General features: G+C 65.5%; 14 protein-coding genes and 1 pseudogene. 9 read left to right on the top strand and 6 right to left on the bottom strand.

The features are described 5' to 3' along the window. Positions 1-156: 156 nt before the first annotated feature. The 3 genes from AC5P6H_RS00515 (at position 157) to AC5P6H_RS00505 (ending at position 3,085) form a co-directional block, all read left to right on the top strand. Entirely contained in the window at positions 157-834 is a 678-nt protein-coding gene (locus tag AC5P6H_RS00515; protein WP_005410804.1) for a response regulator transcription factor, read from the top strand. Next, the gene (locus AC5P6H_RS00510) at positions 797-2,167 is read left to right on the top strand and encodes a sensor histidine kinase (protein ID WP_495202221.1); all 1,371 of its coding nucleotides are present in this window, start codon (positions 797-799) and stop codon (positions 2,165-2,167) included. Before AC5P6H_RS00515 ends, AC5P6H_RS00510 begins: the two co-directional genes overlap by 38 nt. A gap of 531 nt (positions 2,168-2,698) precedes the next feature. Beyond that, positions 2,699-3,085: a hypothetical protein gene (locus AC5P6H_RS00505; protein WP_032957214.1), complete on the top strand. Its 387-nt coding sequence runs from the start codon at positions 2,699-2,701 to the stop codon at positions 3,083-3,085. A gap of 173 nt (positions 3,086-3,258) precedes the next feature. Here the strand turns inward: AC5P6H_RS00505 and coaE are convergent, their stop codons facing one another. The 3 genes from coaE to AC5P6H_RS00490 are packed head-to-tail and all read right to left on the bottom strand — an operon-like array spanning position 3,259 to position 6,012. After that, positions 3,259-3,870, bottom strand: a complete 612-nt coding sequence (gene coaE, locus AC5P6H_RS00500) for a dephospho-CoA kinase (protein ID WP_075076076.1) — start codon at positions 3,868-3,870, stop codon at positions 3,259-3,261. Between the two features lie 11 nt (positions 3,871-3,881). Then, complete coding sequence (locus AC5P6H_RS00495; protein ID WP_005418626.1) at positions 3,882-4,745, bottom strand: prepilin peptidase; 864 nt, start codon at positions 4,743-4,745, stop codon at positions 3,882-3,884. 7 nt (positions 4,746-4,752) lie between these two features. Next, positions 4,753-6,012 carry a type II secretion system F family protein gene (locus AC5P6H_RS00490; RefSeq protein ID WP_495202220.1) on the bottom strand — a complete coding sequence of 420 codons (1,260 nt, stop codon included), beginning with the start codon at positions 6,010-6,012 and terminating at the stop codon, positions 4,753-4,755. 354 nt (positions 6,013-6,366) lie between these two features. On the opposite strand from AC5P6H_RS00490, the gene AC5P6H_RS00485 reads away from it, so the two are divergent. The 3 genes from AC5P6H_RS00485 (at position 6,367) to pilB (ending at position 9,126) form a co-directional block, all read left to right on the top strand. Continuing rightward, complete coding sequence (locus AC5P6H_RS00485) at positions 6,367-6,783, top strand: pilin (protein WP_075676417.1); 417 nt, start codon at positions 6,367-6,369, stop codon at positions 6,781-6,783. Positions 6,784-6,911: 128 nt separating this feature from the next. Further along, positions 6,912-7,331, top strand: coding sequence for a pilin (locus AC5P6H_RS00480; RefSeq protein ID WP_495202219.1), 420 nt, complete (start codon positions 6,912-6,914; stop codon positions 7,329-7,331). A 64-nt stretch (positions 7,332-7,395) separates the two neighbouring features. Then, complete coding sequence (gene pilB, locus AC5P6H_RS00475; protein ID WP_495202218.1) at positions 7,396-9,126, top strand: type IV-A pilus assembly ATPase PilB; 1,731 nt, start codon at positions 7,396-7,398, stop codon at positions 9,124-9,126. Between the two features lie 114 nt (positions 9,127-9,240). On the opposite strand, the gene AC5P6H_RS00470 is transcribed toward pilB, so the two are convergent. After that, entirely contained in the window at positions 9,241-10,614 is a 1,374-nt protein-coding gene (locus AC5P6H_RS00470) for a sigma-54-dependent transcriptional regulator (protein WP_495202217.1), read from the bottom strand. Positions 10,615-10,674: 60 nt separating this feature from the next. Further along, positions 10,675-12,288, bottom strand: coding sequence for a sensor histidine kinase (locus tag AC5P6H_RS00465; protein WP_014648198.1), 1,614 nt, complete (start codon positions 12,286-12,288; stop codon positions 10,675-10,677). 405 nt (positions 12,289-12,693) lie between these two features. Between AC5P6H_RS00465 and sucC the strand changes: the two genes are divergently transcribed. From sucC to AC5P6H_RS00450, 3 genes are all read left to right on the top strand, one after another. Further along, the gene (gene sucC, locus AC5P6H_RS00460) at positions 12,694-13,863 is read left to right on the top strand and encodes an ADP-forming succinate--CoA ligase subunit beta (RefSeq protein WP_004154430.1); all 1,170 of its coding nucleotides are present in this window, start codon (positions 12,694-12,696) and stop codon (positions 13,861-13,863) included. Between the two features lie 20 nt (positions 13,864-13,883). Beyond that, complete coding sequence (sucD, locus tag AC5P6H_RS00455) at positions 13,884-14,759, top strand: succinate--CoA ligase subunit alpha (RefSeq protein ID WP_005410793.1); 876 nt, start codon at positions 13,884-13,886, stop codon at positions 14,757-14,759. Positions 14,760-14,940: 181 nt separating this feature from the next. Next, a complete protein-coding gene (locus tag AC5P6H_RS00450; RefSeq protein ID WP_111206597.1) occupies positions 14,941-16,575 on the top strand; it encodes an NAD+ synthase in 1,635 nt (544 codons plus the stop codon). Positions 16,576-16,717: 142 nt separating this feature from the next. On the opposite strand, the pseudogene AC5P6H_RS00445 reads toward AC5P6H_RS00450, so the two are convergent. After that, positions 16,718-17,920: pseudogene (locus AC5P6H_RS00445) on the bottom strand (lipase family protein). Positions 17,921-18,113 lie beyond the last annotated feature (193 nt).

Genomic DNA, 18,113 nt, shown 5'->3' with positions numbered 1-18,113 from the left:
GCCGAGGGGGCTTTTGTCGGTGTCGGCCCTTCGGTACGAAATGTTAAGAATGGAACCTGTATCGTTCAGCAGGTAGACGTCGCGTCCACCCACGCAGGGGCATCCTGAGCGGGTGGGCCTGGCCCCCCGACGACCCTTCAAGAACCAGAGGTCCCAGTGCGCATTCTCGTAATCGAAGACAACAGCGACATCGCCGCCAACCTTGGCGACTACCTTGAGGATCGTGGCCACACCGTGGACTTCGCCGCCGACGGCGTGACCGGCCTGCACCTGGCCGTGGTCCACGAGTTCGACGCCATCGTTCTGGACCTGAACCTGCCGGGCATGGATGGCATCGAAGTGTGCCGCAAGCTGCGCAACGAAGCGCGCAAGCAGACCCCGGTGCTGATGCTGACCGCCCGCGACTCGCTGGACAACAAGCTGGCTGGTTTCGATTCCGGCGCCGATGACTACCTGATCAAGCCGTTCGCGCTGCAGGAAGTGGAAGTGCGCTTGAACGCGCTGTCGCGCCGCGGCAAGGGCGTGCAGACCCGCGTGCTGGAAACCGGCGACCTGGAATACAACCTGGACACGCTGGAAGTGCGCCGCCAGGGCAAGCTGCTGCAACTCAACCCGACCGCGCTGAAGATCCTGCAGGCCCTGATGGAGGCCGCGCCGGCCGTGGTCACCCGCCAAGAGCTGGAAACCCGCGTCTGGGGCGAGGAGCTGCCCGACTCGGATTCGCTGCGTGTCCACATCCACGGCCTGCGTGCGGTGGTCGACAAGCCGTTTGAAGTGCCGCTGATCCAGACCCGCCATGGCATCGGATACCGCATCGCCACCCCGGAAGCCTGATTCCGTGGCAACCAAGGGGGAGCGCCGGCGTTCGCCGTATCGGCGGCGCCTGCGCAGCCGCATCATCGTCTCGTTCGTGTTGTTGGGCTTCTGCCTGACGACACTGTTCGCGTTTGCCACCAACTGGGCCCGCATGCGCGTGGAAAACCAGCTGGTGGAAGACGTGATGAACCGCAACATCAACGAGTACGTGCGGCGGTTCTACGAGAGCCCGGATCGCAACCCCGACCTGCCCGTGCAGCAGATGCGTGCGCGCCTGATCAAGCCTGACAAGTTTGACGCGCTGCGCGAGGAAGAGCCGGACTGGTATGAGTTCAAGGATGGCCTGTACAACATGGGCGGCGTGGACGAGCGCGGCCAGCGCTATTCCTACAAGCTGGCCGTGCGCAAGACGCCCGACGCCTGGGCGTTCCTGGCCTACGACATGACCGACAGCGTGCGCGGTGGGCAGCAGCTCAACCGCGCGCTGGTGCTGTCGGTGCTGGTGTTCAGCCTGTTGTCGCTGGTGCTGGGCTGGTGGTCGGCATCGAAGGTGATGAAGCCGGTTTCGGACCTGGCCGCGCGGCTGCGTGCCTATCGCGGCGGCACCAGTGATCCCGAGCCGCTGGCGCCGCGTTTCCCCGACGACGAAGTGGGGCAGCTGGTGCAGGCGCTGGATGATTATTCGTCGCGACTGACCGAAGTGGTGCAGCGCGACCGCGAGTTCAATGCCGACGTCAGCCACGAACTGCGCACGCCGCTGGCGGTGATCCGTGGCGCCACCGAACTGCTGCTGACCCGGCCCGGCCTGGATGAGAAGGTGCTGCAGCGGCTACAGCGCATCCAACGCGCCGAACAGCAGTGCAGCGACCTGATCGGCGCGCTGCTGCTGCTGTCGCGCAACGAGCGCGGGCAGGGCACCAGCAACGTCGCGCGCGTGGCCGAACAGCTGCTGGACGCCCACCGCGCCCAGCTGGGTGGCAAGCCGCTGGAGCTGGCGCTGGAAGGCGAGCGCAACCTGGTGATCGATGCGCCGGAGGCGGCCTTGTCGGTGGCGCTGGGCAACCTGATCGGCAACGCGGTGAAGTACTCGCAGGATGGCGAAGTGCGCGTCTTTGTCGGCAGCAATTCAGTGTCGGTGACTGACAGCGGCCCGGGCCTGAGCGAAGAAGACGCCGCCAAGCTGTTCCAGCGCGGCTATCGCGGCACCCATGCCGGCCATTCGCAGGGCGGTGGCATCGGCCTGTCGATCGTCAGCCGCCTGTGCGATCTGTACGGCTGGCAGGTCAGCGTGCGCCCCGGTGGCGAGCGCGGCGTGATCGCCACGCTGACGTTCTCGCCGAAGCCGTTGTAAGGGCCCCTGCTTGGGTGGGTGCTCCACTTGTAGAGCCGAGCCTGCGCTCGGCTGCCGTGGCTTCCCGAAGCCGAGCATAGGCTCGGCTCCACAGCGGGTTCGTGTCGCGCCCTCTGTCGCTTGTGCCACCGAATTCCCCTCGCAGGAAGGATGGGCCAGAAGCCCAACACGACATCACCGTGACCGTTGCCACGTAGCGCGCGTGTCCGCATGCACGCATTCGTACACCCAACAGCGGCTTGAGAATTTCCTTACAGATCACAGCGCTGCGTGATGGCCAGATGGGGCGGCCGGGGCAGGTGCCCTGGCCGGGATTGGCGTCCTGAAAAAAACCAACATTCAGCTCTCTTCGACGGCCCCTCGGCCAGTCGTTGAAAATGCACCGCGTGCCTTGCTTCGGCGGGCGGTGCGTGGGGATTCATCAGAATCCGCTGGAGTATTTTTGCTGAATGTCGGATCTCCGGTACGCCAACCCGCACCGTCCGCCACCTCGCATCCGCAGGTGGCTCGTCGTCTGCGAGGAGATTCACCATGTCCGCACGCCCCGTGTTCCCTCAACTGCACGCCCTGATCGGCGAAGCCGCTGACCTGCTGCCGGCCGACGTCGCCGCGCGCATCGAAACCCTGCTCGATGATCCGAAAGATCTGCTGCCTGCGTTGCTTGCCCGCATGGACGGCCGCGATGCCGCCGACGGCCGGCGACTGGAAGCGCAGGGCCTCAGCCCTGCCCAGGCGGCCACCATGGCCGGTCTCAGCCGCACCCTGGCCGGCTTGAATGCACTCATGCAGGTGCTGCACGCCGCCGAAGCCGCCCGCGAACAGGGCGGTGCCCACCAGCAGCTGAGCCCGGATGTCGTCGACGGCCTGCTGCTCGGCGCACGAGAACTGGCCCGTTATGCCCGCCTGCAGCTGGAGTAGATCCAAGCCATGCGTGGATGCAGAACGCTTTGTAGAGCCGAGCCAACGCTCGGCTTGATGATCGCAGCCGAGCACGGGCTCGGCTCTACAGCAGTTCCACGCTGGCGCGGGGTAGATCACCGCCATGCATGGATTCGCTTCGGTAGTGCCGGCCGCTGGCCGGCAACCAGGCATCAGCCCCCAGCCAACCCCAGATAGCGCTCATGCAGCGCTTCCACCTGCGCCTGCAGCTCTTCCGGGTGACCATCGTTGACCACCACATCATCGGCAAGTGCCAACCGCTGCGTGCGGCTGGCCTGGGCGGCGATCATCTTGTCGGCCAGCGCGGCGTCGATGCCGTCGCGCTGCATCAGCCGGGCGTGCTGCACGGCTTCGGGCGCATCCACCAGCAATACCCGGTCCAACCACGGGTAGGCCTGCCGCCCACCGACCTCGGTCAGCAACGGAATGGCGGCAATCGCATAGGGGCTGGCGGCCTGCTCGCACTGCTGTTGCATCAGCAGACGGATGGCCGGGTGGGTGATCGCTTCCAGCGCCGCCCGTTCGGCCGGGTCGGCGAACACGTGGGCCCGCAGGCGTGCCCGGTCCAGGCTACCGTCCGCCTGCAGCATGCCGGCGCCGAAGCGCTCGGCGATACGGTCCAGGGCCGGGCTGCCGGCGGCAACCACCGCGCGGGCGGCCAGATCGGCGTCGGCCACCACGATGCCCAGCGCGTCGAAGCGCCGGGTCACCTCGCTCTTGCCGGCGGCAATGCCGCCGGTCAGGCCAACCACATAGCGGCTCATGGGGATTCCCCTCAGCGCAGTCCGCTCAACACCAGGTACTGCTCCACCACGGGCGCGCCCCACATGAAGTACAGCCAGCCCGCGATCGCCAGGTAGGGGCCGAACGGGATCGGCGTGGCGCGGTCACGGCCCCGGGTGTACAGCCAGATCGAGCCGATGATGGCGCCCAGCACCGACGACAGCAGGATGATCGGCAGGATGCCCTTCAGCCCGCACCAGGCGCCGAGGGCGGCCAGCAGCTTGAAATCGCCGTGGCCCATGCCTTCCTTGCCGGTCAGCTGCTTGAACAGCCACCAGACCATCCACAGCGACAGATAGCCCACCGCCGCGCCGACCAATGCAGGCTTGGCCGGCATGTACAGGTTGTCGATGTTGCCTATCAGGCCCAGCCACATCAGGGGCAGGGTCAACTGGTCCGGTAGCAGTTGGGTGCGCAGGTCGATGCCGGACAAGGCGATCAGGAAGCAGGTCAGCACGATGGCGCCGAAGCCCTGCCAGCCGAAACCGAACTGCCAGACGCAGGCCAGCACCAGCACCGAGGTCAGGGCCTCGACCAGCGGGTACTGCAGCGAGATCGGCGCCTTGCAGTGGCGGCACTTGCCGCCCTGGATGATCCAGCTGAACAGCGGGATGTTCTCGTACCAGCTTAGCTTGTGCTTGCAGTGCGGGCAGTGCGAGGGCTCGACCACGATCCCCGGTGGCGGGGGTTCATAGAAGTCCGGTTCCTCCAGGACCTCGCGCGCATCGCGCTTCCACTGCCACTCCAGCCGCTTGGGCAGGCGCAGGATGACGACGTTGAGGAAACTGCCCAGCAGCAGTCCCAGGGCGGCCGCGGCGGGGTAGCCGAGGCCGGGATGCTGGTCGAGAAATGCCATGTAGTGATTATCCGACGACGGCGCCGAGTTTGAAGATGGGAAGGTACATGCCGATGACCATACTGCCTACGACGACGCCGATGAAGACCATGATCATCGGTTCGAGCAGGCTGCTCAGGGCATCCACGGCATTGTTGACTTCCTGTTCATAATACTCGGCGACTTTGAACAGCATGGCATCCAGTGCGCCGGCTTCCTCACCGATGCCAGTCATCTGGATCACCATGTGCGGGAACAGTGCGGTCTGCTTCATAGCCATGTTGACGGGGTAGCCTACTGCGACATCGTCACGCATGCGCAAGACGGCCTCCTCGTAGACCTTGTTGCCCGTGGCGCCCGCGACGATTCCAAGCGCTTCCACGAGCGGTACACCGGCCTTGAACGTTACGGCAGTTGTTCTCGCGAACCGTGCAACGGCACTGTTGTTCATGATCTGGCCGATGATGGGGATCTTGAGCACAAATCGATCAAGCGTGTGCTGCATTTTTAGGGAGCGTTTGTAGCTCATGACAAAGCCGGCGACTGCGCTCACCAAGACGATAGCCATCAGCCACCACCATGAAACCATGAATCTTGAGAGGTCTACGATCAGCTGGGTGAAGGCAGGCAAGTCCGCGCCAAAGCTCTTGAAGACTTCCTCAAACTGCGGCACCACGAAAATCAACATGATCGCACTGACCAGTAGCGCGACAACGACCACCATGGCGGGGTAGAACAAGGCCTTCTTGATTTTTCCCTTTAGCCCTTCGATGTTCTCTTTGTATGTCGCTACTGTGTCCAGCACAGTCTCCAGCACGCCGGCGCCTTCGCCTGCCCGAACCAGATTCCGATAGAGTTCGTCAAACTGGACTGGATGCCTACTGACAGACTCGTACAGCGACGAGCCACCTTCGATGTCGGTACGGATCCCGTCGACCATCTTCTTCATGCGCGGGTTTTTGTGTCCGCTGCTGATGATGTCCAGTGCCGAAACGATCGGTACGCCAGATTTCATCATCGTCGCCATCTGGCGACTGAAGAACGCGATATCTTTGGGTGTAATTCGACTGCCGGCAGCCCCAAACAGCGGCTTCGGCTTTGGCTTTACCTGGCCTGGGCTGATGCCCTGACGGCGGAGCTCAGCACGAAGGAGGTTGGCGTTCTTTGCCAACTGCTCTCCCTTCATCTTTACGCCCCGCTTGTCGGTCCCCTCCCAGACAAACGGCTGCAGGTCCGTGGTACTGCGCGCCACGGGTTCTTTCTTGATCGCACTGCGACTGACAGACATATCGGCTCCCCAAGACCCGCCATCCCCAGGCGGGCGTCTAGCCGTCGATGGTAGCGGGTTCATGCCCGTCTGGGCAGTTGCCATGGGGCCCATGATGCGAATTCGTGCCGGGTGCCGACCAAAGGTGACGCACTGCGTCACATTGCCGCGTCCATCGCAGATTCGCATCCGGGGGGTTCCCATCCGTGAAATAGCTGCCATCATGGGCGCGGGGAAATCCAGGGGGAGGCGTGCCGGGGTTGGCACGCAACCTGCGTTGATCCACCCGCAGGGGGCAGGACCCGCTCAGCTGGCCGCTGGCCAGACCGATCCTGTGCTCTGAAATCAACCACCACTATCTTGGGGATGTACCAAATGAACAACCAGAAGGGCTTCACCCTTATCGAACTGATGATCGTCGTTGCGATCATCGCCATCCTGGCCGCCATTGCGATCCCGCAGTACAACGACTACACCGCCCGCGCCCAGATGTCTGAGGCTTACACGCTGGCCAGTGGTCTGAAGACTCCGGTTGTTGAAGCTTTTGCACAGGACGATGACGCCGCCAAGTCGTGCGTCGTTCCGGCCAGCTCCGTGCAGAAGGGCAAGTACGTCGCCACGGTCGTTGCCAACGGTGCGTCGCCCTGCGTTATCACTGCCACCATGGGTACCACCGGCGTGAACGCCAAGGCTTCGGGTAAGAAGGTTGAACTCACTTTTACCCCGGCGACTGGTGCGTGGACCTGCTCGACCGACGTCGACGCGTCCGTCAAGCCGAAGGCCTGCGTCTAATCGACCAGCTTCGCTGTACAGAAAGGCCCCGGCTCAGCCGGGGCTTTTTTTTACGGAGCCAGATGTGTTCTCGATGAAAGGTAAGTCTCGTCGAACATCGTTGACACTGCGCATTGGGGAGCGCATTTATGAAGAATGAAGCCGGTTTTACCTTGATCGAGTTGATGATCGTCGTGGCGATCATCGCAATTCTTGCAGCGATCGCAATACCTCAATACAACGATTACACGGCACGGACTCAACTGTCTGAGGCTGTCGTATTGATGGGTGGGCTGAAGATTCCAGTGGGGGAGCAATTCGCCAACGCGAATGATGCCAGCTCGTGCGCGTTGCCCAATACCGCCATTACGCAGGGGAAGTACGTGGCTAGCATTTCAGCCACGGCTGCCACTCCTTGTGTCATCACTGCTCAGATGAAGGCGACTGGTGTAAACGGCAAGGTTGCGTCGGCCTCGGTTGTCATCACCTATGCACCTGCAACCGGTGTATGGGACTGCACCACCAGTGCGCCTGCCGAAGTTGCACCCAAGGGTTGCCCTCACAAGTAAGTGTTGCTGAGGTTCCTGTCGAAGCGGCGGTGGGGTACGCTTCCTGCGGGAGTAGGAGTATTTCATGAACGCAAGTATCACCGCCAATCTCGTCGGCATCACCGGCCTGGCCCGTCGCCTGGTCCAGGATGGTGCGCTGGACGAGGCTTCCGCCCGCGATGCCATGGCCAAGGCTGCCGCCGCTCGGCAGCCGCTGCCGACCTGGTTCGCGCAGAACAAGGTGGTCGGGGCGGCCCAGTTGGCGGCTGCCAACGCGGTCGAGTTCGGCATGCCGCTGTTCGACGTGTCCACGTTCGACGCCAGCCAGAACGCGATGAGCCTGGTCAGCGAGGAACTGCTGCGCAAGCACAACGTGCTGCCGCTGTTCAAACGCGGCGGCAAGCTGTTCGTGGGCACCAGCAACCCGACCCATTCGCTGGACGAGATCAAGTTCCACACCAACCTGGTGGTGGAGCCGATCCTGGTGGATGAAGACCAGATCCGCCGCACGCTTGAGCAGTGGCATGCCAGCCATGACACGCTGGGCGACGCGCTGGGCGGTGACGACGATGGCATTGGCAACCTGGATGTGTCCGGCGGTGACGAGGACATTTCCGGGGGCGGCGACTCCGGCATCGATGCCAAGGGCGACGACACCCCGGTGGTGAAGTTCGTCAACAAGGTGCTGGTGGACGCGATCCGCAAGGGCGCCTCGGACATCCACTTCGAGCCCTATGAAGATGACTACCGCGTGCGCCTGCGCATCGATGGCCTGCTGAAGATGGTCGCGCGCGCGCCGGTGAAGCTGAACCAGCGCATCGCCGCACGCCTGAAGGTGATGGCGCAGCTGGACATCGCTGAGAAGCGCGTGCCGCAGGACGGACGCATCAAGCTCAACCTGTCCAAGACCAAGCAGATCGACTTCCGCGTGAGCACGCTGCCGACCCTGTTCGGCGAGAAGGTGGTGCTGCGTATCCTGGACGGCAGCGCGGCCAAGCTGGGCATCGACAAGCTGGGTTACGAGCCGGACCAGCAGAAGCTGTTCCTGGACGCCATCCACAAGCCGTACGGCATGGTGCTGGTGACCGGCCCGACCGGTTCGGGCAAGACGGTGTCGCTGTATACCGCGCTGGGCATCCTCAACGACGAGACGCGCAACATCTCCACCGCCGAAGACCCGGTGGAAATCCGTCTGCCCGGCGTCAACCAGGTGCAGCAGAACAACAAGCGCGGCATGACCTTCGCCGCGGCACTGCGCTCGTTCCTGCGACAGGATCCGGACATCATCATGGTCGGCGAAATCCGCGACCTGGAGACGGCCGAGATCGCGATCAAGGCGGCGCAGACCGGCCACATGGTGCTGTCCACGCTGCACACCAACGATGCACCGCAGACCATCGCGCGCCTGATGAACATGGGCATCGCGCCGTACAACATCACCAGCTCGGTGACGCTGGTGATCGCCCAGCGCCTGGCGCGCCGGTTGTGCAACAACTGCAAGCGCCCGGCCAACCTGCCAGAGCACGCGCTGCTGGCCGAAGGCTTCACCCAGGCACAGCTGGACGCGGGCATCGAGCTGTACGAGGCGGTCGGCTGCGACGAGTGCACCGAGGGATACAAGGGCCGTACCGGTATCTACCAGGTGATGCCGATGACCGACGAGATCGCCACGATCGTGCTGGCCGGTGGCAATGCGTTGCAGATTGCCGAGGCCGCGCAGCAGATCGGGGTGAACGATCTGCGCCAGTCGGCGTTGAAGAAGGCGGCTGCGGGCGTCACCAGCCTGGCCGAGATCAACCGCGTTACCAAGGATTGAGGTAGAGCCGAGCCTATGCTCGGCTGATGGTTCGAAGAGCAGCCGAGCGTGGGCTCGGCTCTACAGTAGATCTGCGTCGTGCGTGGATGGGGTGGCCCGCGTCGGGCCCTGTCCTTACTCCATCCCCAGCTTCTTCAGCTTGTAGCGCAGCGCGCGGAAGGTGATGCCCAGCTGCGCGGCGGTGCGGGTCTTGTTCCAGCGGTTCTCTTCCAGCGCGCGCTGGATGGCGCTGCGCTCGAGCTGTTCGATGTACGAGGGCAGGGCGGCGCTGCCGGGCTGCAGGTCCACCACGGCCTCGGCGTGTGCTGCGCTGCCGGACGTGCGCGGGGCATGCTGCGGCAGGCGCAGGTCGTCGGCGCCGATGCGGTCTTCTTCGGCCAGGGCCAGCGCGCGTTCCAGGATGTTCTCCAATTCGCGCACGTTGCCAGGGAAGGCGTACTGGGCCAGTGCGTCCAGCGCCGACGGCGCCAGCAACGGCGTCGGGCGGCCATGGCTGCGGGCCAGCCGTGCCAGTACCGATGCGGCCAGTTCCGGCAGGTCCTGGCGGCGCTCGCGCAGCGGCGGCACCCTCAGTTCGATCACGTTGATGCGGTAGTAGAGGTCGTGGCGGAAGCGCCCGTCCTCGACCAGCTCGGCCAGGTCCTTGTGGGTGGCCGAGAGGATGCGCACGTCCACCGGCTCCTCGGTAGCCGCGCCCACCGCGCGCACTGATTTTTCCTGGATCGCGCGCAGCAGCTTCACCTGCATCTGCAGCGGCAGCTCGGCCACTTCGTCGAGGAACAGGGTGCCGCCATGCGCGGCCTGGAACAGCCCGGGCTTGTCGGCGTGGGCGCCGCTGAAGCTGCCCTTGCGGTGGCCGAAGAATTCGCTTTCCATCAGCTCGCCGGGAATGGCGCCGCAGTTGACCGGCACGAACGGGCCGGCCGCGCGGGCGCCCTGGGCATGGATGGTGCGTGCGACCAGCTCCTTGCCCACGCCGGATTCGCCGAGGATGTAGACCGGCGCCTGGCTGCGCGCGACCTTGCCGATGGTGGTGCGCAGCACGTCCATGGCCGGCGAATCGCCCAGCAGGCGTGCGCCCTGTTCGGCGGCGGGGCCGGGTGCAGGGCGCTCAGTGTTGTTCAGTTCCAGCGCGTGCTTGACCAGGCCGCGCAGCACGGCGATATCCACCGGCTTGCTGACGAAGTCGAAGGCGCCGGCCTTCAGCGCTTCCACGGCCAGGTCCATGCTGCCGAAGGCGGTGATCATCGCCACTGGCGTGCGCGGGTAGTGCTGCGCGATCTCGCTGACCAGCTCGATGCCATTGCCGTCCGGCAGGCGCATGTCGGTGATGCACAGGTCGTACGGATTGCTGGCCAGCAGTTCGCGCGCTTCTGCAAGGTTGGCTGCCGTACTGATGCGCAGCCCCATGCGGCCGAGCGTCAGTACCAGCAGTTCGCGGATGTCGCGTTCGTCGTCGACGACGAGGGCGCTGCGGGTTTCGTTCATGGGCGTGAAAGATAAACGAGGGGGCTGGAAGCGACAAATGTTTGACGCACAGAATCGAGATCAGGTGGGTAACAGCGTATGCGGGCCGGGCAGCACCAGGCGGAAGCAGGAGCCTCCAGCGGGAACCGGGATGTAGTCCAGCCGCGCCTGGTTGGCCCGGCACAGCTCGCGGGCGATATACAGGCCCAGCCCGGTGCCATGCTCGGACGTGGTGAAGAACGGCCGGAACAACTGTGCGGCCACACTCTCGGGAATACCGGGGCCACGGTCCATCACGTCGATGACCGCACTGCGCTCGTGCTGCGCCACGCGCAGGCGCACCCGCGCCGGCTGCTGGCCGATGCGGCCATATTTGAGCGCGTTGTGCACCAGTACGGTCAGCACCTGGTAGAGGTGCTTGGTGTCGACCTGGGCCAGCACCGAGGTGTCGTTGATGATCGGCTCGATGCTGTCGGTCTCCAGCGTCTGGCCCTGCTTGTACTCCAGCACGAAGCGGCGCACGAAGGCGGCCAGGTCGACGTTCTCCGGCGTGGCGCGCTCGCGCCGGGCCAGGCCCAGCACGCTTTCGACGATGCCGTTGGTGCGCTGGCACTGCTGGCGGATGATCTGCAGCAGGCGGCGGTCGCTTTCGTTGAAGCCGGTGCCTTCTTCCAGCAGCTGCACCGCGTAGTTGATCGCGGCCAGTGGGTTGCGGATCTCGTGGGCGAGGCTGGCCGAGAAGCGGCCCATCGCCGACAGGGTGAGCGATTCGGCGCGGCGCGAGACCACGCTGGAGTCGTCCAGGAACACCAGGGCCAGGTCGCTGCCGGCCAGCAGGCGGGCAAAGCGCGGCTGCACTTCGGGCTGGTCGGGGTTGAGCTGCAGCGGTAGTTCGTCCTGCGCCCAGCCATTGCGCCAGCGCTGCAGGCGACGGGCGAGTTCCGGGGCGGCGCTGGCCAGGTCCAGGCGGCCGCTTTCGCCGCTGCCATCACTGTCACCGAGCAGCATCGAGGCGGCCTCGTTGGCCAGGGTGACGCGGTTGTCGGCGTCGACCACCAGCACGCCGGTACGCATGCGGCGGATGATCAGCTCGTTGATCTGGAACAGGTTGGCCACTTCATCGCCGCGCTGGTTGGCCAGCTGCTGGTTGCGGCGCGCGCGGCTGCCGACCTGGTAACTGATGAAGGCCAGTGCCAGGTAGCTGGTGGCGAACATGGCCAGTTCGGCCAGGGTACGGGTGGGGTCGCCGCCTTCCAGCAGCTTCCAGGTGTACTCCACGCCGGTGGCGAGGCTGGCGGCCAGGGCCAGGCCCAGCCCCAGGCTGAGCGGCAGCAGGGTGGCGGCGGCGGCGATGTTGAACAGCAGCGACATCGAGATGCCGGCGCTGGCACCGGGCAGGGCATGCGACAACAGGGTGGCGGCGACGATATCCACCAGCACGCCGCTGACCACGATCGGGCGCAGCCAGCGTTCGTTGCGGCCGATCACCAGGGCCAGCAGGGACAGCACCAGGTAGATGGCGGCGACGGTGTCGGCCAGCCGCGGGTGGTGGGCTTCGCCGACCATGGCCGACAGCGGGCTGTAGAGCAGGGCGGCGATGACCGAGGCGATCAGCACCCGGTACAGCGCGAAGAAATACAGCTCACGCCGCGGAATCGATTCGATGCGGTCGATCAATGAAGCACTGGGTGACACGCCGGAACTCCCCTTCTGGCTGCCTGGGTCTGGAATCTGCGGCAGGCCTGCCCGGCTTCCCCTGAGGCCGGGCGGGCACGTCGCTTCGATGTGGCCTGCGGTGGAAGCAGCAGGGCAAGCCCGACTCTACACACCTTGGTCGGCCAGTATAGGGCCCCAGGCAGGGCGCCGCCGGAGCCGCCCGGATCGCGCATTTGGCCCGGGATGGATACCGGTGGCCAGTGGGCCGCCGGGCGCAACTGCCTGAATGACCGCGGAAATCTGGCCGGGTCTGGCGTTTTGTACAGACTTCTTTGCGCCCCGGCGCCGGCTCGGCCACAATAGTGGGCCCGCCGCGGTCCATGCCGGCGCCCCGCCGGGGCCCTGAGGAATTGCGTGCGGTCGTTCCTATTCCCACGGTGACGCATGAATTTCCACGAATACCAGTCAAAACAACTGCTTGCCGAGTACGGCATCCCGGTCCCGGCCGGCAAGGTCGCTGCGACCCCGGACGAAGCGGTTGCCGCTGCCAACTCCCTGGGCCAGGGCCCCTGGATGGTCAAGGCGCAGATCCACGCTGGCGGCCGCGGCAAGGCTGGCGGCGTCAAGTTCTGCAAGACCACCGACGACGTGAAGGCCGCTGCGGCCAAGATGCTCGGCACCAAGATGGCCACCTACCAGACCGCAGGCGTTGAACTGCCGGTCAACCTGGTGCTGGTGACCACCGCCGGCGAGATCGTCAAGGAACTGTACCTGTCGGTGCTGGTCGACCGTGGCACCAAGACCATCACCTACATCGCCTCTTCGGAAGGCGGCGTGGAAATCGAGCAGGTCGCTGCTGAAACCCCGGAGCTGATCCACTCGCTGAACGTCGACTTCGTCGAAGGCGTGCAGGGTTACCACGGCCGTGATTTCGGCTTCAAGCTGGGCCTGACCGCCAAGCAGGCCGGCCAGTTCGCCAGCATCATGGTGAACCTGTACCGCCTGTTCAACGAAAAGGACCTGGCCCTGGTTGAAATCAACCCGCTGGCCATCCTGGACGACGGCAACCTGTACGCGCTGGACGGCAAGTTCGACAGCGACGACAACGCCGCGTTCCGCCAGAAGGCCCTGGTCGCCATGCGCGACAAGACTCAGGAAGATCCGACCGAAGTGATCGCTTCGGAGCTGGACATCAACTACGTCACCATGGACGGCAACATCGGCTGCATGGTGAACGGCGCCGGCCTGGCCATGGCCACCATGGACGTCATCAAGCTCAACGGCGGCGAGCCGGCGAACTTCCTGGACGTGGGCGGCGGTGCCAACAAGCAGCGCGTCATCGAGGCGTTCAAGCTGATCCTGTCCTCGGACAAGGTTGAAGGCATCTTCGTCAACATCTTCGGCGGCATCGTCCGCTGCGACATGATTGCCGAAGGCATCATCGCCGCCGTGAAGGAAGTGGGCGTCAAGGTTCCGGTCGTGGTGCGCCTGGAAGGCACCAACGTGGAAGAAGGCAAGCAGCTGCTGCGCGACAGCGGCATGGCCATCATCCCGGCTGACAACATCAACGATGGCGCCAAGAAGATCGTTGAAGCTGTCAAGAACGCTGCCTGATTCGACACCAAGGAATTCCCATGTCTGTTTTGATTAACAAGAACACCAAGGTGATCGTGCAGGGCTTCACCGGCCAGCAGGGCACCTTCCACGCCACTCAGATGATCGAGTACGGCACCCAGGTTGTTGGCGGCGTGACCCCGGGCAAGGGTGGCACCACCCACATCGACCTGCCGGTCTTCAACACCGTTGCCGACGCCGTGCAGAGCACCGGCGCCAACGCTTCGGTCATCTACGTGCCGCCGCCGTACGCGGCCGACGCGATCCTGGAAGCCGCTGCTGCCGGCATCAAGGTCATCGTCTGCATCACCGAAGGCATCCCGGTGCTGGACATGCTGCGCGTCAAGAACGTGCTGACCCGTTCGCATCCGGACACCGTGCTGATCGGGCCGAACTGCCCGGGCGTCATCACCCCGGGTGAGTGCAAGATCGGCATCATGCCGGGCCACATCCACCAGCCGGGCAAGATCGGTATCGTGTCGCGTTCGGGCACCCTGACCTATGAAGCGGTCAAGCAGACCACCGAAGTCGGCCTGGGCCAGTCCACCTGCATCGGCATCGGTGGTGACCCGATCAACGGCCTGAACTTCGTCGACTGCCTGAAGCTGTTCAACGAAGACCCGCAGACCGAAGGCATCATCATGGTTGGCGAGATCGGCGGTGACGCTGAAGAAGCCGGCGCCGAGTACATCAAGAACCACGTGAAGAAGCCGGTCGTCGGTTTCATCGCCGGTGCGTCGGCTCCGGCCGGCAAGCGCATGGGCCACGCGGGCGCGATCGCCTCGGGCGGCAAGGGCACTGCCGAAGGCAAGTTCGCCGCCATGGAAGCTGCCGGTGTTGTCACCGTCCGCTCGCCGGGCGATCTGGGCGCTGCCATCGCCAAGCTGGTGAAATAAGATCGACTGCCTCCGGCAGACGATGCTGTAGAGCCGGCCGCTGGCCGGCTGCTTGAACACAGAAAGGCCGCCTCCGGGCGGCCTTTCTGCGTCTGGTGTGGGGCCAGATCCCTTTTGCTGCGCAAAACGGATCTGACCCCGGCGTTACAATGGCGGCATTGCAACCACAGGCTGGAATCCCATGGCTTCGATCCGCATCGCGATGGCGCAGTTCGACTTCCCGGTCGGCGATGTCGCCGGCAACACCGAGCGCATCATCGAGATGATCGGCCAGGCGCGCGACGAGTACGGCGCCGAGCTGGTGATGTTCCCCGAGCTGGCGGTGAGCGGCTACCCGCCGGAAGACCTGCTGCTGCGCCCGGGCTTCCTGTACGAGTGCGAGCAGGCGATGGCCCGCATCGCTGCCGCCTGCCGCGGCATCACCGCCGTGGTCGGCTGGCCGCAGGCGGCTGGCGCGGTGGTCTACAACGCCGCCAGCGTGCTGCGTGACGGCCTGGTCGAGCAGACCTACCGCAAGCGTGAGCTGCCCAACTACGCCGTGTTCGACGAGCGCCGCTACTTCGATGTCGATCCGGATGGCGGCAGCTGCGTGTTCGAGGTCAACGGTATTCCGGTTGGCCTGCTGATCTGCGAGGACCTGTGGTTTGCCGAGCCGCTGGCCGACACCATGCGCGCCGGTGCGCAGCTGGTGGTGGTGCCGAATGCTTCGCCGTACGAGCGTGGCAAGCATGCCCAGCGCGACGCCGTGCTGGCTGCACGTACCCGCGAGAGCGGGGCGGCGATCGCCTATCTCAACGTGGTTGGCGGCCAGGACGCGCTGGTGTTCGATGGCGCCTCGGTGGTGGCCGACGGTGATGGCACGGTGCACCCGGCCGCTGCTGCCTTCGTCGACCAGTGGCTGGTGGTGGAGTACGACGGCGCCAGCCGCCGCTTCATGCCGCACGTGTGGATGGACGACGGCGACGAGAGCATGGACGCGCTGGCCTGGCGCGCGGTGACCCGTGGCATCCAGGACTACTGCCGCAAGAACGGCTTCAAGAAAGTGTGGCTGGGCCTGTCCGGCGGCATCGACTCGGCGATCGTGCTGGCCATGGCGGTCGACGCGATGGGCGCGGAGAACGTAACCGCCGTGCGCCTGCCGTCGCGCTACACCGCGGGCCTGTCCAACGACCTGGCGGCCGAGCAGTGCCAGGCGCTGGGCGTGAAGCTGGAGACGGTGTCGATCGAGCCGGCGTTCAAGGGCCTGATGGAAGCGTTGGCGCCGATGTTCGAGGGCACCGCGCCGGACGTGACCGAAGAGAACCTGCAGTCGCGCAGCCGCGGGGTGATCCTGATGGCGCTGGCCAACAAGTTCGGCGGCTTGCTGCTGACCACCGGCAACAAGAGCGAGTACGCGGTCGGCTACGCCACCATCTACGGCGACATGTGCGGTGGCTATGCGCCGCTGAAGGACCTGTACAAGACCGAAGTGTTCGGCCTGTCCAAGTGGCGCAATACCGTGGGCGGCGCACCGGTGATCCCGCCGGCGGTGATCAGCCGCCCGCCGTCGGCCGAGCTGCGCGAGAACCAGCTGGACCAGGATTCGTTGCCGGCCTATGACGTGCTGGACGGCATCCTGTACCGCTACATCGACCAGGAGCAGTCGCGCACGGAGATCGTGGCGGCCGGCTATGACGCGGCCGTGGTCGACCGCGTGCTGCGGCTGGTGCGCATCAGCGAGTGGAAGCGGCACCAGGCCGCGCCGGGGCCGAAGGTCTCGCGCCGCGCCTTTGGCCGCGAGCGTCGTTACCCGATCAGCAACGGCTACAAGGGCTGAGGCAGCGGTTGGCAGGTAGTGCCGGCCGCTGGCCGGCAACGCCCTATAGCGCGTATCCACGCATGGCGTGGATCTACTGCATTCGGTAGTGCCGGCCGCTGGCCGGCAACTTCCTGGATCGCGTATCCGGCATGGCGTGGATCTACCGGGCTTCGTCGAGCCGTTGTTCGAGGCCTGCGATCTCCGCAGCGTCGTTGAAGTGGTCGCCCTCCAGTCGTGCACGCACGAACGCCAGGGCATCCGCCGCCGCCGCATCCAGCGTGCCGCGATGATCGACCGGGTAGCGCCGGAACGCGACCGGCTCACCTCGCAAGGCCAGGCTTGCGGCGTACAGCAGGGTGGTCAGATAGGGCACGTCGCGGTCCTCGCTGCCATGGGCCAGCATCAGCGGCTGGCTGAAGCCGCGGCGCGGTACACCCAGATAGTCGTACAGCACCGCCCAGATGCCCGGCACGCTGGTCAGTGGTGCAGTAAACATGCTGCCGGTATCGGCGCCGTCCAGCGTGGCGGTCAGTTCGCTCAGGCACTGCTCGCGGGCCACTGCCACACGGGCACGGCCTGCGTCGCTGAGGACGCGGTCGATCTGAGGCGCGGCCTGCAGCAGGCCGTCGAGCAGATACGCGTGATATGCGTTGGGTGCGCCAGGATTGGCGGTGCGGTTGCCGGGATTCATCACCAGCGCGGTCAGTTCGACTGCGGTGGGCGTTCCGGCGGTGAAACTGCCGCGGTACTGCAGGGATGGGCCGCCATGGGAGGCGGCCAGATGGCCTGCTGTCAATGCGGCCGCGCCCCCCTGCGAATATCCGACCGAGACCCAGCGCGGCGACAATGTTGCCGTCCCCAGGTACTGGCGGCTGGCCTTGACCATGTCGATGGCGTTGCGCGCCGCGGTACGCACGTGCAGGTAGGCATGATTGCCTGGGCTGCCCAGGCCCTGGTAGTCGGCGGCGGCGACGGCATAGCCCTGGGCCAGGAACACGTCCAGGAAGCGTCCGTCGCGTTCGGCATGGGTGGGGCCGGAGACCGAGGGCGCACAGCGATCCGCAATGCCCTGAGTGCCATGTGCCCAGGACACCACCGGCCACCCGCCCGCAGGCGCCGCGCCGGCGGGCAGGTACAGCAGGCCGGTGCCTTCGGCCAGCTGGCCGCGGTGGTCCGGGGTGCGGTAGTGCAGCTTGTAGGCCTGCGCGGCCCTGGACGGCACCCATCACGCGCGATAGGGGGCAGCAGACAGCAGATCGCCCGGCGCGGCCGGTGCAGCGGCCAGGGGGCGCGGGGATAGCGCCAGCAGGGCGGTGGCGATGAGGCAGGACAGGGGACGGAAACTGCAGCGCAGTGGGGCCATGGGACGCTCCGTGATGGCCGGTGTGGCCGTTGCGCCGCAGTGTGGAGCGCCTCACCCAGGCGGGCTGCGACCGGCGTCGCATCCGCGCTGGATTCGTAGCATTCCTAGGTTCGGGCCTAGGTGGCGGCCCCGGCGCGGGGAGGCGGATGAGGAAAGCAGTCGAGCGTGGCTCGACTCCACAAAGAAGAAGGGC

This window comes from Stenotrophomonas sp. YJH_SMC_110 (assembly GCF_059369255.1).
The sequence above is the reverse complement of the archived record's forward strand: the minus strand, read 5'-3'. Positions and strand labels throughout refer to the sequence as shown.